Source organism: Saccharothrix sp., from assembly GCF_031180885.1.
Classification (GTDB): Bacteria; Actinomycetota; Actinomycetes; order Mycobacteriales; family Pseudonocardiaceae; genus Actinosynnema.
Genome location: NZ_JAPSLK010000002.1, coordinates 48,480 through 63,276, shown reverse-complemented (window position 1 = coordinate 63,276; position 14,797 = coordinate 48,480). Strand labels below are relative to the sequence as shown.

The window sequence follows — 14,797 nt, the reverse complement described above, 5'->3', positions numbered from 1 at the left end:
CACGCGTGCGCAACGGCGGTACGGTCGCGGAGCCGCCGGGTTGCCTACGTGAGTGGGGGAGTGGCCCGTGGAGCTGGAGGTGCGGCACCTTCGTGCGCTGATCGCGATCGACGACACCGGCAGCCTCACCCGGGGCGCCCGCCGGCTCGGCATGTCCCAACCGGCGCTGTCCGGGCTGCTCAAGCGCATCGAACACAGCCTCGGCGGCGCGCTGTTCTTCCGCACCGAGCACGGCTGCCCGCCGACCCCGCTCGGCACGGACGTCCTGGCGGAGGCACGGGTGGTGCTGGGCGGGATGAGCGCGATCGCCGACCGGGTCGCCGAGTGGTCACGGCGCGGGAACCCGTCGGACCCGCTGCGGGTGGGCGGGTACTGCGGGTTCCTGCACGTGGCGGTGAGCCGGTGGTTGCGGGAGCAGCCGTGGTGCGCGGACGTGCACCTGGTGGAGGACACGGACGACCGGATCAGCGTGGAGAAGGTCGCGATCGGTGAACTGGACCTGGCCCTGGTGTACCGCCCGCCGCTGCCCGGCACGACTCCGCCGGGTGTGGCCAGCGTGCTGATTCACCCGGCCGAACCGGTTTTCGTGGCCATGGCTTACGACCACCCTGCGGTCCGGCCGGGTCCGGTGGCGTTGGCCGATGTCCTGGACCACCCGTGGGTCGACGAGCCTCCGGGCACGACGCGGTGGTCGGCGTACCTGGGTCAGACGTGCCAGGAGCACGGCTTGGTGCTGCGGCAGCCGCACAGCACGCGCTGCCTGGCGACGATGCTGGAGCTGGTGCACGCCAAGCTCGCGGTGGGTCCGGCCTTGGCGACCAGTCGCGACCGGCCGGGGAGCATCGCGGTCCGGGCGCTGGCGGACATGCCGCTGTGGCAGGAACTCCGACTGTTCTACCGGCCGGACAGCCCGGTCGCGGCACGCGTGGACGAGATCCACGCCCAAATCCTCACCGCTTACGCGGGCCGTCTCGGGTGCAGCCAGGCTTTCGACACGTGGTGGCACAACCAGGGCCAAGAACTCCTCCCCGCCATGTAACCCACACACTGCCTCACGACCTCACGCCGCGCTCGCTTGCGCCGCCGCCTGGGCCGCACCAACCCGGGCCAAACCGACCACCCCGGGCCGACCCGTGACAGGCCGACCCACGCTAGGCCGACCGCGCCAAGCCGGCGCAGGTTCGGCCGGTCCGCACGCGATGGGGTTACTCGGTGCGTAGGGCGGTGGATGTGGGGGTGTGGGCGGTTTGGGTGGTTGGGGGGAGGGCGGACAAGGTGGCGATTGTTGTGCCGCTGATTACCAGGGCGGCCAGCAGTGCGGGGGAGTAGACGGTGAAGGCTGTGGTGGGCAGGTTGGTTCCGGCGGCCTGGCCCATGGCGGGGAGGATTTGGGCATGGAGGGTTGTGCCCAGAGGGACGCCTAGGGCACCGGCTACCAGGCCGACAGCGGCTACCGAAGACACCACCAGGGCGATGACCTGCTTTGGGGTCATGCCCAGCGACTTGTGGATGCCCAAGTCACGTACCCGGTCCCGGGTGTCCAGCAGGACGGTGTTGAGGACGCCCAGGCCCGATACCGCTACCAGCATCAACGTCAGCAGGGCGGTCAGGGCGCCGATCACCACGATGGTGTCGCTTGTCTGGCCGGGATCTGTTGGGCGGGCGGTGGTTGAGGTCAGGGTGTTGTTCAAGGAGTCCACATAGGACTGGATGTTGGTGTTGGGCTTGGTGTCGATGAAGAAGGTGTCCGGGGGTAGGTCCGGGAACGTTGCGGCGTCCACGTATGCGGCCAGGCCGTCGTGTCTGGTGTCGAAGAGTTCGCCCACGATCTGGATGGAGAACGCTTTCCCCTTGTGCTGGAGGGTGACGGTGTCGCCGATGCGGCTGCTGGTCGCGGTGAGGAAGGCGGTGGGGACCACGGCTTCGCCGGGGCTGGAGTACCAGCGTCCGGCGATCATGGGGTGGCCAGCCCAGCCCGCGTCCCCGGTGTACGCGTAGATCTGGGCGAAGCCCGCCATGCCGGGGACGGTCATCTCGGTGCGGGCCAAGCCGAAGTAGCGGTCGGTGTCGGGGTGGGCGGCCAGGGTTGACGTTACGGTGTTGGGGTCGAGTTGGGAAAGGTGGGGTGGGCCTTCTGCGCCTACGGTGACGTCCGATGTGTTGTAGTCGCGGGCCTCTTGGATGACGCCCAGAGACATCCCCAAACCTACGGCGAACGTCACGGTGGCGGTGCCGAACACGACGGAAGCGGCCATGCCGAAAGTGCGTGCGGGACGTGCAAAGGGACGTGCCAGGCCAAGGGCGATGGGCACGGGCAGGGCGCTGAACCAACGGATGGCGAATCGGCCTCGTGTGCCACCCGGGCGGCCGACTGCCAGAGCGTCCACGGTGCGCAGGCGGCCGGCTCGGAGAGCGCTTACCCACGCGGTCAAGGTCACTACAGTCAGCGCACCGAAGCCTACTGCGGCGTTGACCCACAGAGGGGCGGTCAGGGTCGTGTCGTAGACCTCTTCCGTTTGGCCCAGGACGGGGATGGCCAGGAGATTGCCGGTGATCAGGCCGACAGTGACGCCGAAGGACGCTGGGATCAACGCCTGGCCCACGTAAGTCCACACCACCTGGCTGGGCGTGCAGCCCAACGCCTTCAGGACCCCGATCCGCCGCACGCCGGACCCGACCGCGCCTGCCACGACATTTCCGACCACCAGCACCGACATCACCAAACCCAGCACCCCGAACGCCACCAGGAACGGCACGAAGAGAGCGCTTTCCCGCACCGCCTCCTGCTTAGCCGTCAGCCACGACCGCGACCCGGCGACCGTGCCGGATGGCACCAGGGCCGTCACTGCCGAGAGAGCGCTTTCCACCTCCAGCGGTGCGGTCAGGCGGTACAGCATCTGGTGGCCCTGTGGGGCGGTGATGGTCGCTGGCGGTACCCAGGCTTCGGCGGTGCGGGTGACGGAGCGGGCGATGCCGACGACCTTCACCGACGGTGCGCCGGGTAGGCCGGAAAGCGTTATCCGGTGGCCGAGGGTGGGGGTCATGGGGAACGAGGCGGCGAGGACGATCTCACCAGGCCCGTCCGCCCACTCGCCCGCCACGAGGGTCAGCCGGTCGACGGGGCCGGCGGGGTCGGCGCGGCCCACGACGGTGACCGGGGGTAGGTCGATGCCGTTGGCGCGGACGGCGGTCGACGCGGTGGGGAACGGGCCGACAGAAGCCGAAACCGCCGATGCCGCCGAAGCCGTCGCCGCGACGTCCTGAGCGGTCGCGGTGAACTCGGCGGACAGGTGTGCGCCGGACTGCGCCGAGAACGCGTCCTCGAACGGCGCGGACGACACGACCAGCAGCGACCCGCCCAGCAAAGCCGCGGTGACCGACATCGTCGTGGCCAAGCCGATGACCGCCGATTGCACGCGCCGTCGGGTCACCCCGGAACGAACCAGGCTCAACAGACCGCTCACCGGACCGTCACCTCGTCCATAGCCACCCGACCATCCACCAACCGCACGGTCCGGCTGGTGCACCGGCGCGCCAACTCCAAGTCATGCGTCACCACCACCACGGTCTGGCCCTCGCCGTTCAGCTCCATCAACAGATCCGCGACATCCGCACCGGACGCGCTGTCCAGAGCACCGGTCGGCTCGTCGGCCAGCAGCAGCGGCGGCCGGTTCATCAGCGCCCGCGCCACCGCCACCCGCTGCCGCTCCCCGCCGGACAGCCGCGCCGGGTGGGCGGCGGAGTGCCGGGCGATTCCCAGGTGCTCCAGCAACTCGTGAGCCCGCCGCCTGGCCGCGGCCCGGCGCATCCCGGCCAACCGCGCCGGCAGGACCACGTTCTCCAGCACGGTCAGGTCGTCCAGCAGGTTGAAGAACTGGAACACCATCCCGACCTTCGTCCGCCGGTACCGCGCCGCGCCCGCCTCGCCCAGGCCGTCGACCCGCGTGCCGGCCACCGTCACCGTGCCCTCGTCCGGCCGGTCCAGGCCCGCGACCAGGTTCAGCAGGGTCGACTTCCCGCTGCCCGACGGCCCGAGGACGGCCACCGCCTCCCCCTCCCGCACGGTCAGCGACACGTCCCGCAGCGCGGGCGGGCCGTTCTCGTACCGGCGGGTGACGGCGTGCAGCTCGATCAGGGGTGTGGACATCGCTCTCCTCACAGGTCGGAACCCCGGGGACGCTAGGGCTGAGGTGGGAGCGGGTGCGTCGGTCGGCGGAGGCATTTCCGGTACCGCGTCGGGTGTACTCGACGCGGTGTCATCCGTTCGACGTAGTCGAGCGTCTTACGGCGGGGAGACCTCCGGAGGGGTGTCGTGGCGGTCCCGGTCGGACAGAATGGGCCGATGATCGACCGACTGCGCGCGTGGGCGGCCCTGGTGGCGCGCCCGAGCGGACCGCTGCCGCGGCCCGGCCGGCGCAGCCTGGTCTTCGACGCGCTGGTGGCGCTGGTGCTGTGCGTGGCCGCGTTGGACTTCGCGGTGAACATCGCCGCCTTCGACGCGCCGGTCGGGCTGTTCCCGCCCGTGCCGCCGGTGCCGGGGTCCCTGGTGGGCGAGCCGGAGTCGGCGTACGAGGGTGCCGAGTTCGGCGCGGTGGTGGTGGCGCTGGTCGCCTCGTTGGCGCTGGTGGTCCGCCGCCGCTACCCGCTGGCCGTGCTGTGGGTGGTCCTCGGCGTGGGATTGCTGGTGCCGGACGCGCCGCGGCTGACGTTCTACGCGGTCGTGATCGCCGCCTACACCGCCGCCGCGTACAGCCCGTACCGGGTGGCGACCATGGCCTCGCTCCCGCCGGCGGTGCTCGCGGTGTGGCTGCCCGAGCACCCGGTGCTGCCGACCGTGCCCGACCAGTACGTGCCGCTGCTGGTGGTCGTGCCGCTGGTGGTCGCCGCCAACGGCCTGCGCACCTGGAAACTGCGCGCCGACGAGCGAAGAACCCGGCTCTCGGTCATGGAACGCGAGCAGCGGGACGCCCTGCGCCGGGCCGTCGAGCAGGAACGCGCCCGCATCGCCCGCGAGCTGCACGACGTGGTGACGCACAACGTGAGCGTGATGGTCATCCAGACCGGCGCGGCCCGCAAGGTCATGGGCTCCGCGCCCGACCAGGCCCGGGACGCGCTGCTCGCGGTCGAGGCGGCGGGCCGCTCCGCGATGGCCGAGCTGCGGCACGTCATGGGCCTGCTCACCCCGGACGGCCCGCACGCCGACGACCTGGCCCCGCAGCCCGGCATCGACCGCCTGGACGACCTGGTGGGACGGATGCGCGGCGCGGGCATGCCGGTCGGCCTGACCGTCGAGGGCGTGCCCCGGCCGGTGCCCTCCGGCGTCGGCCTCGCCGCCTACCGGGTGGTTCAGGAAGCGCTGACCAACACCGTGAAGCACGCCTCCGGCGCGACGGCGACCGTCACCGTCGAGTACACGCCCGAGCACCTGTCCGTCGAGGTCGCCGACACCGGCGGCAAGCCCACCGGGACCGCCGGCAGCGGGCGCGGCCTGATCGGGCTGCGCGAACGGCTCTCGGTCTACGGCGGCACCCTGCACACCGGCCCGTGCCCGACCGGCGGCTACCGGGTGCGCGCCCTGATCCCGCTGGAGGGGACGTGACGCTGCGGGTCGTGGTCGCCGACGACCAGGTCCTGGTCCGCACCGGGTTCACCATGATCCTGTCCGCCGACGGCATCGACGTGGTGGCCGAGGCGGCGGACGGGGCGCAGGCGGTGGAGGCGGTCCGGCGGACCAAGCCGGACGTGGTCCTGATGGACATCCGGATGCCCGAGCTGGACGGCCTGGAGGCCACCCGCCGCATCCTCACCGGCCGGCCCGACGAGCCGCGCGTGGTCATGCTGACCACGTTCGACCTGGACCACTACGTGTACGCGGCGCTGGCCGCCGGGGCGAGCGGGTTCCTGCTCAAGGACGTCACGCCCGAGCAGCTGGTGGCCGCGGTGCGCCTGGTCCGCACCGGGGACGCCCTGCTCGCCCCGACCATCACCCGCCGGCTGGTGGAGCGGTTCGCCCACCGGGACACCGACGCGGCGGCGGTGCACCGGGACCTGGCCGCGCTCACCCCGCGCGAGTTGGAGGTGCTGCGGATGCTGGCGCGCGGGTTGAGCAACGCGGAACTGGCGGGACGGCTGCACCTGTCCGAGGCGACGGTGAAGACCCACATCGCCCGCATCCTGGCCAAGCTGGGGCTCCGGGACCGGGTGCAGGCGGTGATCGCGGCCTACGAGACTGGCCTGGTCGCGCCTGGCGACTCCTGAACGGCCTAAGACAGACCAGGCGGCGGGTCCAGAGCGGCGAGCGAGGCGAGGACCTCGTCGTGGCCGCGTGCCTCGGGCAGGGTCAGCACCGGGGAGTCGCGGGCCAGTGCGGGCAGGTCGCCGACCAGCACCAACTGCTCGCCGGCCCGGGTGGACGCCAGCGCCGCGCCCGTCCGCCGCAGGTCCGCCCGGTCGCGCGTGAAGCCGTAGAGCACCACCTGCCGGTCACCGCCCCGGAAGTCCTCCGCCCCCACGTTGCGCCGGACCGGAACCTCCCCGCCCACGATCGCCACGATCCGCGCCGTCACCTCCGCGGCCTGCGCGGCGTACGGGACGACCACGGCCCAGTCGCGGCCGGCGGCCTCGTAGTGCGCGGCGAGCCGGGCCAGCAGGTTCGCCTCGACCGGGTTGTAGAAGCCCGGCCGGCCGCGGTCGCGCTGCCTCGCCGGACGTTCCCGACGCCGCCGCGCGGGCAGGCCGGAGGTGTCGACGAAAGCCAGCGGACCGGCGAACACGGCGTCGCGGTGCACGTGCGGGCCGGCCCGGTTGACGTGACGGCCGGCCAGGCGCGCGCAGAACTCGGCGATCTCCGCCGGCACCGCCCGCCGCCGGGTCAGCCGCACGACGTTGCACTCCGGCAGCCGCGCGGCCACAACCGCGAGCCCCCCGGCGGCGTCACCCAGCAGCACCGCCCGCTCAACGCGCACCAGCCGCACCACCAGGTCCGGCAGGCTCAACCGATCCGCATCGTCCACAGTGGACACCCCGCGGGCGGTCAGCGCCTCGGCCAACCGGGTCTTGCCGCTCCCCGGCCCACCGAGCACCACCAGCAGGTCCGGCACGGCCAGCGCCCGGCGGAACGCGTCGAGCTGATCCGGGTCGAGGCCCGCGTCAACGTCCGCCGCCGGGCTGAACGCCGCCACCCGACCCTCCGCCAGCGGCCCGAGCAACGGGTGCGAACCCAACGCGGTCAACGCCGCCCGCTGGGGCGCGAAGGAACGAACGCCCGGCTCCAGCACACCCGCGAGCGGCGGGTTCACGGGGCGTTCGAAGCCGACCGCCACCGTCCGCACGTCCACCCGCGTCACCCGGCCGCGCACACCGCCCAACCGCACCACCGCACCCACGTCGGGCACGTGCGCACCGGTCACCACGAACCTGCCGTCCGGCCCCAACCGGAACGGGTACGGCGGCTCCACCCGGGCAGCGGACACGGCGGCGCGCTCGTCCGCGTCGATCGCGCGAGCGATTCCGTTCAGGAACGCGTCGGTTCTGTCCACCGCACTCACCGCCATTCGGCGAAACAGGTTAGTGGGGCGAGGTGAACGGATCGGGGCGGGTTCCGGGGAATTCACCATCAATCGCGGCCGAATGGTTTTTGTGCGGGCCGGAACGCGGGGCCGGCCCATCATGGACGGGTGCGCAGGCGGGTGTTGATCCGGTCCGCGGTGGTTGTCACCATCGTGGCCGTGGTGCTCGGCGGTCTGTTCGCGTTCCAGCGCAAGCTCGTCTACCTGCCGACCGGCGGGCCGCTGCCGTCCGCCGGCGACGTCCTGCCCGGCGGCCGGGACGTCACCCTGACCACCTCCGACGGCCTGGAGCTGACCGCGTGGCACTTCCCGGTCGCCGACGCCCGGGCCACCGTGCTGGTCGCGCCGGGCAACGCGGGCAACCGGGCTTTGCGCGTCCCGCTGGCCCGCGCCCTGACCGCGCGCGGCCTGTCCGTGCTCCTGGTGGACTACCGGGGCTACGGCGGCAACCCGGGCGCGCCCACCGAGGAGGGCCTGGCCCGCGACATCCGCGCCGCCCGCGCCCACCTCACCGGCCGGGTCGTGTACTTCGGCGAGAGCCTGGGCTCGGCGGTGGTCGCGGAACTGGCGACCGAGGACCCGCCCGCCGGCCTCGTGCTGCGCTCGCCGTTCACCGCGCTGGCCGACGTGGGCCGCGTGCACTACCCGTACCTGCCGGTGCGGTGGCTCCTGCTGGACCGCTTCCCGACCCGGGAGCACGTCACGCGCACCACCGCGCCGGTCACCGTCGTCTACGGCAGCGCGGACACGATCGTGCCGCCGGAGCAGAGCCGCGCCGTGGCCGAGGCCGCCCACGCCCGGACCGTGGAGGTGCCCGGCGCCGACCACAACGACCCGGTCCTGCTCGACGGTCCGGAACTGGTCGAGGCCATCACAGCACTCGCTTGAGCACTGACGCCGGCGACGTCCCCGGCGCTACCGTGGGGGGATGACCGCGCAGGTGGAACAGCGGTCGCGACTGGCCGCGGTGGACAACCTGAAGGTGGTGCTCGTCGCCTGGGTGATCGGCGGGCACGCGCTGCTCGGGTACTCCGCCGTGGGCGGGTGGCCCTACGACGAGGTCAACGAGGTCACGTTCGCGCCCCGCGTGGAAACCGTGCTGGCGGCGGTCCTCGGACCGTCGGGACTGTTCCTGATGGGCACCTTCTACCTGCTGTCCGGGCTGTTCACGCCCGGCTCGCTGGCCCGCAAGGGGCGGAGCCGGTTCGTCCGGGAACGGCTGTTGCGCCTGGGCGTGCCGTGGGTGCTGTCGGCGCTGGTGGTGTGGCCGCTGTCGTTGTGGGTGGCCTACCGGGCGGCCGGGCACGACGTGTCGCCGTGGTGGGTCTTCACCCACCGGGACCCGCTGCTGGACTCCGGGTCGCTGTGGTTCGTGGCGATCCTGCTGCTGTTCTCGCTGGTCTACGCGGTGGTCGGGCGGCCCTCGGAGACGCCGCTGACGATCACCACCGGGCACCTGGCGGCGTTGACCGCCGGGGTCGCGGTGACCACGTTCGCGGTGCGGCTGTGGGTGCCCGCGCGCAGCGGTCAGGTGGGGGACCTGCACGTCTGGTGGTGGCCGCAGTTGGTCGCGCTGTTCGGGCTGGGCATCGCCGGGGCGCGGTCGGGGCTCGCGGAGCGGGTGCCGGAGCGGATGTGGCGGACGAGCCGGGTGGTGGCGTACGCCGCGCTCGCGTCCGTGCCGGTGGTCGCGGTGGCGGCCGGGGTGTCGGACCTGTCCGGGCAGTCCGGGCCGTTCCTGGGCGGGTGGCGGTGGGAGGCGCTGCTGCTCGCGGTGGTCGAGTCGGTGCTGGTGGTCGGCGGTTCGGTGTGGTTGCTGGGGTTGGCGCAGCGCCGGCTGACCGGTGGCGGCGCACTCGCCCGCGCCCTGGCCCGGTCGGCGTTCGTGGCGTTCGTGGTGCAGGGACCGGTGCTGGTCCTGCTCGCCGTGGCCGCGCGGCCGTTGCCGCTGCCCGCCGAGGTGAAGGCGTTCGTGGTCGCCGGGGCGGCCATCGCGGTGTCGTTCGCGTTGGGCCGAGTGGTGACCGCGCACACGCGATTGGGTCGTATTTTCTGACCATTCCCGAATGGTTCGAATGCCATTCACTTCCCATTCCGTGGGAGGCCCGGCCCCAGGTCAGAGCGCGTCGGCCGGTGTGGGAGACTGCCCGCCATGGCTCCTCTTCGCTTCGCCCTGCCCAACAAGGGCTCCCTGAGTGCTCCCGCGGCGCAAATGCTGGCCGAGGCGGGGTACCGGGTCCATCGGTCGGGGCGCGAGCTGATCGTGGCCGATCCGGCGAATGATGTGCAGTTCTTTTTCCTGCGCCCGCGCGACATCGCCGTCTACGTCGGCGAGGGCTCCCTCGACGTCGGCATCACCGGCCGGGACCTGCTGCTGGACTCGTCCGTGTCGGCCAAGGAGATCCTGCCCCTGGGCTTCGGCAAGGCGTCGTTCTACTTCGCCTCCAAGCCCGGCGGCATCAGCGACCAGGCGGGTCTGGAGGGCCGGCGGATCGCCACCAGCTACCCGAACCTGGTCGAGGAGTACCTGTCCGAGCAGGGCATCAAGGCCAAGCTGGTGCGCCTGGACGGCGCCGTCGAGACGGCCGTCGAACTGGGTGTGGCCGACGCCATCGCGGACGTCGTCGAGACCGGCATCACGCTGAAGACCTCCGGCCTGGAGACCTTCGGCAAGCCGATCCTGAAGTCGGAAGCCGTGCTGATCCAGGGCGACACCGTGGCCGAGACGCCGGGCGCGGTCCACTCGGTGGAGATCCTGCACCGGCGGCTCCAGGGCGTGCTCATCGCCCGGCGGTACGTGATCCTGGACTTCGACTGCCCGGTGTCGGCGCAGGAAGAGGCGTTCAAGCTGGTGCCCGGCATCGAGTCGCCGACGGTGTCCCCGCTGGCCCGCGAGGGCTGGGTGGCCGTCCGGTCGCTGGTGCCGCGCGACGACGCGCCGTTCATCATGGACCAGCTCTGGCAGGTCGGCGCGCGCGCCATCCTCGTCAGCTCCCTGGACACCTGCCGGATCTGACCCGCTGACCACCCGAAGGCCCCGCGCACCCAGCGCGGGGCCTTTTTCGTGCCGGCGGCACCGCTAGATCCCGTCTCGCACCCGATCTAGCGCCTCCTGGTCGAGAGGAGGTGGCGGATGCGACCGGTGCGGCTGGCCGTGATCGTGGGGAGCACCCGGGAAGGGCGCGTCGGGAACGCGTTCGGCCGGTGGATCGCGGACGTCGCCGCGGCTCGGGCCGAGTGCGAGGTGGACGTGGTGGACCTCGTCGACTTCGACTTCCCCGCGCACTACCCGCGCCAGCCGACCGCGGAAGTGCGGCGGTTCGCCGGGCACGTCGGCCGGGCGGACGGGTTCGTGGTCGTCACGCCCGAGTACAACCGCAGCTTCCCCGCTTCCCTCAAGCAGGCGATCGACTTCGCCTACGACGAGTGGCACGCCAAGCCCGCCGGGTTCGTCTCCTACGGCTACCGGTCGGCCGGCCTGCACGCCGTGGAGCAGCTGCGAACAGTTTTCACCGAGCTGCACGTCATGACAGTGCGCAACACCGTCGGCGTCGACCTGTGCGACGCCGACCCGCTGGACACGGAGGACCGCAGGCTGGCCGCGGTGGCGATGCTCGACCAGCTCGTCTGGTGGGCGGTCGCCCTGCGGGAGGCCCGTGGCCTGCGGCCCTACGTCAAGTGAGGAAGGGACACCAAGTGAACGCGATCGAGACAGCGGGACTGGTGAAGGTCTTCGGCGACACCCGCGCGGTGGACGGCGTCGACCTCACCGTGCCCGCCGGGACCGTGTACGGCCTGCTCGGCCCCAACGGCGCCGGCAAGACCACCACCGTCCGGATGCTGGCCACCCTGCTGCGGCCCGACGACGGACAAGCCAGGATCTTCGGCCACGACGTGCGCGCGGACCCCGACAAGGTCCGCAGCCTGGTCAGCCTGACCGGCCAGTACGCCTCGGTGGACGAGGACCTCACCGGCACCGAGAACCTGCTCCTGCTCAGCCGCCTGCTGGGCCACTCCCGCCGGCACGCCAAGGACCGCGCCGCCCAGCTGCTGGCCGCGTTCGGGCTCACCGAGGCCGCCGGCAAGCAGGTCAAGCACTACTCGGGCGGCATGCGGCGGCGGCTGGACATCGCCGCCAGCATCCTCAACACCCCGAAGCTGCTGTTCCTGGACGAGCCCACCACGGGCCTGGACCCGCGCAGCCGCAACCAGGTGTGGGACATCGTCCGGGCGGTCGTCCAGCACGGCACGACCGTCCTGCTGACCACCCAGTACCTCGACGAAGCCGACCAGCTCGCCTCGCGGATCGCCGTCATCGACCACGGCAAGGTCATCGCCGAGGGCACCAAGGGCGAGCTGAAGGCGTCCGTGGGCGTGGGCGCGGTGCACCTGCGGCTGCGCGACGCCGACCAGCGGACCACCGCTCAGGCGCTGCTGTCCCGCGTGCTGGACGCGGACGTGCTGCTGGACGCCGACCCGGTCGCGCTGACCGCCCGGCTGTCCGGCCGGGCCACCGAGCAGGCCGCCGAGGCGCTGGCCCAGCTCGCCCGCGAGGGCATCACGGTGGACGACTTCTCCCTCGGCCAGCCCAGCCTCGACGAGGTGTTCCTGGCCCTGACCGACCGGAAGGAGGCGGCGGCGTGACCGTCACCAAGGAGCCCGATGCCCTGACCGCGCCCCGGCCGGAGGACCTGGCCGAACTGCTGCTGGAGTCGAGCACGCCGCGAAGGCCGAGTGCGCTGTCCGCGTCGCTGACCTTCGGCTGGCGGGCGGTGCTGAAGATCAAGCACGTGCCGGAGCAGCTGTTCGACGTCACCGCGTTCCCGGTGATGATGATCCTGATGTTCACGTACCTGTTCGGCGGGGCGCTGGCCGGGTCACCGGGGGAGTACCTCCAGTACCTGCTGCCCGGCATCACGGTGACGAGCGTCGTGATGATCACCATGTACACGGGTGTCGCGGTGAACACCGACATCGGCAAGGGCGTGTTCGACCGCTTCCGCACGCTGCCGATCTGGCGGCCCGCGCCGATGGTCGGCTACATCCTGGGCGACCTGCTGCGCTACGCCCTGGCCTCGGCGGTGATCCTGGTCGTCGGCCTGGTGCTGGGCTTCCGGCCGGGCGGCGGGTTCGTCGGCGTGCTGCTCGGGATCGCCGTGCTGATCGGGTTCTCGTTCGCGTTCTCGTGGGTGTGGACGATGTTCGGGCTGATGATGCGCAGCGAGAAGTCCGTGATGGGCGTGAGCATGCTGTTCCTGTTCCCGCTGACGTTCCTGTCCAACGTCTACGTCAGCCCGACCACCATGCCGGGCTGGTTGCAGGCGTTCGTCAACGTCAACCCGATCACCAAGCTGGTGGAGGCGGTGCGGGCGTTGATGGCGGGGCAGTTCGACGGTGACGCGATGATGTGGACGGCCGGGTACGCGACGGTGTTCACGATCGTGTTCGGCGCGTGGACCATGCGCCTCTACAACCGCAAGTGACCCTTGAGGTGCCGGGCCGCGTGGCCCGGCACCCTTCGGGGTTTCAGGCGGGCAGTTTCGGGGCGAAGGTCTGCCGCATCTTGTGCGAGAACCACTCGCCCACGGTGACCCGCTCGAACTCGGCGTCCCCGGTCCGGAACGGCTGGATCGGCTCGATCGACGTGTCGTGGTTGGGCAGGTGGAAGAACGGGATCGACACCCGCGACGCCGTGTCGCCCTGCCGTGGGTTGACCACCCGGTGCACGGTCGACGCCCACCGGCCGCCGGTCCAGAACGCCATCAGGTCCCCGATGTTGACCACGAAGCTGCCCGGGATGGCGGGCAGGTCGCGCCACTCTCCGGTGTCGGTGAGCACCTGGAGGCCGCTCAGGTCGTCCTCCTGGTAGAGGATGGTCAGGGTGCCCCAGTCGGTGTGCGACTCGCGCCGGATCTGGCCGGACGGCGGCACGGCGAGTTGCGGGTAGTAGAAGTTGGCCAGCAGCAGGGACACGTGCCGGTCGAACTTGGCGTCGAAGAAGTCCTCCGGCAGGTCCAGCGCGAGCGCGAACAGGCGCATGACGTCGGCGGACAGGTCCGCCATGGCGGACATGTACTCGTGCCAGGTGTCCTTGAAGCCGGCGGGGGAGTCGGGCCAGACGTTGGCCACCTTCCACGTCGCCGGGTAGTCGCCGAGCGCGGCCCGTTCGGCTTCGGGCAGGTCACCGGTCACGTGCGCGGCGAAGGCTTCGTAGAGGCCGGGCGGGGTGTCCCCGGTGCCACCGAACCGACGCAGCCCGGACACACCGGCCACACTCGCCGACCGGTCCTTCTCGTCCTCGGGCAGGGTGAAGAACCCGTTGGTGGCCCGGTACATCCGGTCCACCAGGTCCTGCGACACACCGTGGCCGACGATCGTGAAGAACCCCGAGCGCCGACACGCCTTCCCGATCGCCTCGGCGATCCGCCGCCGGCCGGCCGGGGTGGTGCGGGACGACAGGTCGATGACCGGCACGAAATCGTCGACAACCATTGTTTCGCTCATGTTATTCCTCCCTGGGAGGAATATAAGGAGTGCTCGGTAATTGCCCGGTAACACGCAGGCTGTGGATCTCCAACCCGCACTCGCGCACCCCACCGCACCAACCGACCGGTCCTGCTCTTCGGCGCGCTGCGCCCCGCTCTTCGGCGCGTGGCGCCCCGCTCTTCGGTGCGTGGCGCCCCGCTCTTCGGCGCGCAGCGCCTGTTCTTCGGCGCGCAGCGCCGTCGGGCAGTGCCGCCGGGGCACACACCCCAACCCGGGCTTCTTGCTTGTGTCATCCCCGTATGGCCCGCCCGAAGGGCTACCACAGATTTCCCGGGTGCAGCCGAAAAGTTTTGCGAGGCACGAGCAAAAGTTTTCAGCGGCACCCGGGAAATCTGTGGTCGGCTTTGCCGGGTCATGCGGGGATGACACAAGCAAGAAGCCCCCGCTCTTGCAGTTGTGTCATCCTTGGCGGCTCGCCCGCCGGCGAGGCTCTTTTAATCTTTGGAATTGCGCTTACCCGCTCAAATCCACGCTTCGCGCGTGTAGACGCAACGCGCTCCGCTTCCGCACGCTCGAACGCGCTTCGCGCTCTTGAACGCGCTGGCGCGCTCTCAGGACGTACGCGCTGGCGCGCTCTCAGGACGTACGCGCTGGCGCGCTCTCAAGATCAAAAGCGGCGCTCGCCGCGCGGCAGGCCCCCGGGGGTGGAAGGGCGTCGGTTCGTCCCCCGCACGACCTGCCGG

13 protein-coding genes are annotated in these 14,797 nt (G+C 71.6%); 9 read left to right on the top strand and 4 right to left on the bottom strand.

Annotated features, from left to right (window positions below):
- The first annotated feature begins 67 nt into the window (after window positions 1-67).
- Entirely contained in the window at window positions 68-1,039 is a 972-nt protein-coding gene (locus tag RIN75_RS04610; RefSeq protein ID WP_309110496.1) for a LysR family transcriptional regulator, read from the top strand.
- Between the two features lie 166 nt (window positions 1,040-1,205).
- Here RIN75_RS04610 and RIN75_RS04605 read toward each other — a convergent pair whose 3' ends face one another.
- Both RIN75_RS04605 and RIN75_RS04600 read right to left on the bottom strand, forming a co-directional pair.
- On the bottom strand, window positions 1,206-3,464 hold the full coding sequence (locus RIN75_RS04605) for an FtsX-like permease family protein (protein WP_309110495.1): 2,259 nt from the start codon (window positions 3,462-3,464) through the stop codon (window positions 1,206-1,208).
- Window positions 3,461-4,147: an ABC transporter ATP-binding protein gene (locus RIN75_RS04600; protein WP_309110494.1), complete on the bottom strand. Its 687-nt coding sequence runs from the start codon at window positions 4,145-4,147 to the stop codon at window positions 3,461-3,463. Before RIN75_RS04600 ends, RIN75_RS04605 begins: the two co-directional genes overlap by 4 nt.
- Window positions 4,148-4,342: 195 nt before the next feature.
- On the opposite strand from RIN75_RS04600, the gene RIN75_RS04595 reads away from it, so the two are divergent.
- A complete protein-coding gene (locus RIN75_RS04595; RefSeq protein ID WP_309110493.1) occupies window positions 4,343-5,599 on the top strand; it encodes a histidine kinase in 1,257 nt (418 codons plus the stop codon).
- Window positions 5,596-6,258 (top strand): response regulator transcription factor, encoded by a 663-nt coding sequence (locus tag RIN75_RS04590; protein WP_309110492.1) that lies wholly within the window; start codon window positions 5,596-5,598, stop codon window positions 6,256-6,258. The genes RIN75_RS04595 and RIN75_RS04590 overlap by 4 nt, the downstream gene beginning before the upstream one ends.
- Before the next feature lie 5 nt (window positions 6,259-6,263).
- Here RIN75_RS04590 and RIN75_RS04585 read toward each other — a convergent pair whose 3' ends face one another.
- On the bottom strand, window positions 6,264-7,538 hold the full coding sequence (locus tag RIN75_RS04585) for a hypothetical protein (RefSeq protein ID WP_309110491.1): 1,275 nt from the start codon (window positions 7,536-7,538) through the stop codon (window positions 6,264-6,266).
- 138 nt (window positions 7,539-7,676) lie between these two features.
- Here RIN75_RS04585 and RIN75_RS04580 point away from each other — a divergent pair, with 138 nt between their 5' ends.
- From RIN75_RS04580 to RIN75_RS04555, 6 genes are all read left to right on the top strand, one after another.
- A complete protein-coding gene (locus RIN75_RS04580; protein ID WP_309110490.1) occupies window positions 7,677-8,456 on the top strand; it encodes an alpha/beta fold hydrolase in 780 nt (259 codons plus the stop codon).
- Between the two features lie 40 nt (window positions 8,457-8,496).
- Complete coding sequence (locus tag RIN75_RS04575; protein WP_309110489.1) at window positions 8,497-9,624, top strand: acyltransferase; 1,128 nt, start codon at window positions 8,497-8,499, stop codon at window positions 9,622-9,624.
- A gap of 96 nt (window positions 9,625-9,720) precedes the next feature.
- Window positions 9,721-10,584, top strand: coding sequence for an ATP phosphoribosyltransferase (gene hisG / locus RIN75_RS04570; RefSeq protein WP_309110488.1), 864 nt, complete (start codon window positions 9,721-9,723; stop codon window positions 10,582-10,584).
- A gap of 117 nt (window positions 10,585-10,701) precedes the next feature.
- Window positions 10,702-11,250 carry an NADPH-dependent FMN reductase gene (locus RIN75_RS04565; protein WP_309110487.1) on the top strand — a complete coding sequence of 183 codons (549 nt, stop codon included), beginning with the start codon at window positions 10,702-10,704 and terminating at the stop codon, window positions 11,248-11,250.
- Window positions 11,251-11,264: 14 nt separating this feature from the next.
- Window positions 11,265-12,212 carry an ATP-binding cassette domain-containing protein gene (locus tag RIN75_RS04560; protein WP_309110486.1) on the top strand — a complete coding sequence of 316 codons (948 nt, stop codon included), beginning with the start codon at window positions 11,265-11,267 and terminating at the stop codon, window positions 12,210-12,212.
- Window positions 12,209-13,051: an ABC transporter permease gene (locus tag RIN75_RS04555; protein WP_375295907.1), complete on the top strand. Its 843-nt coding sequence runs from the start codon at window positions 12,209-12,211 to the stop codon at window positions 13,049-13,051. Before RIN75_RS04560 ends, RIN75_RS04555 begins: the two co-directional genes overlap by 4 nt.
- Before the next feature lie 43 nt (window positions 13,052-13,094).
- Here the strand turns inward: RIN75_RS04555 and RIN75_RS04550 are convergent, their stop codons facing one another.
- Window positions 13,095-14,072, bottom strand: a complete 978-nt coding sequence (locus RIN75_RS04550; protein WP_309110485.1) for a 2OG-Fe(II) oxygenase family protein — start codon at window positions 14,070-14,072, stop codon at window positions 13,095-13,097.
- Window positions 14,073-14,797: the final 725 nt, after the last annotated feature.

Bases quoted from the DNA above. Each gene is read 5' to 3' on its own strand.
- hisG (WP_309110488.1), top strand. From the start codon at position 9,721: ATGGCTCCTCTTCGCTTCGCCCTGCCCAACAAGGGCTCCCTGAGTGCT.
- RIN75_RS04550 (WP_309110485.1), bottom strand. From the start codon at position 14,072: ATGAGCGAAACAATGGTTGTCGACGATTTCGTGCCGGTCATCGACCTG.
- RIN75_RS04575 (WP_309110489.1), top strand. From the start codon at position 8,497: ATGACCGCGCAGGTGGAACAGCGGTCGCGACTGGCCGCGGTGGACAAC.
- RIN75_RS04565 (WP_309110487.1), top strand. From the start codon at position 10,702: ATGCGACCGGTGCGGCTGGCCGTGATCGTGGGGAGCACCCGGGAAGGG.
- RIN75_RS04600 (WP_309110494.1), bottom strand. From the start codon at position 4,147: ATGTCCACACCCCTGATCGAGCTGCACGCCGTCACCCGCCGGTACGAG.
- RIN75_RS04595 (WP_309110493.1), top strand. From the start codon at position 4,343: ATGATCGACCGACTGCGCGCGTGGGCGGCCCTGGTGGCGCGCCCGAGC.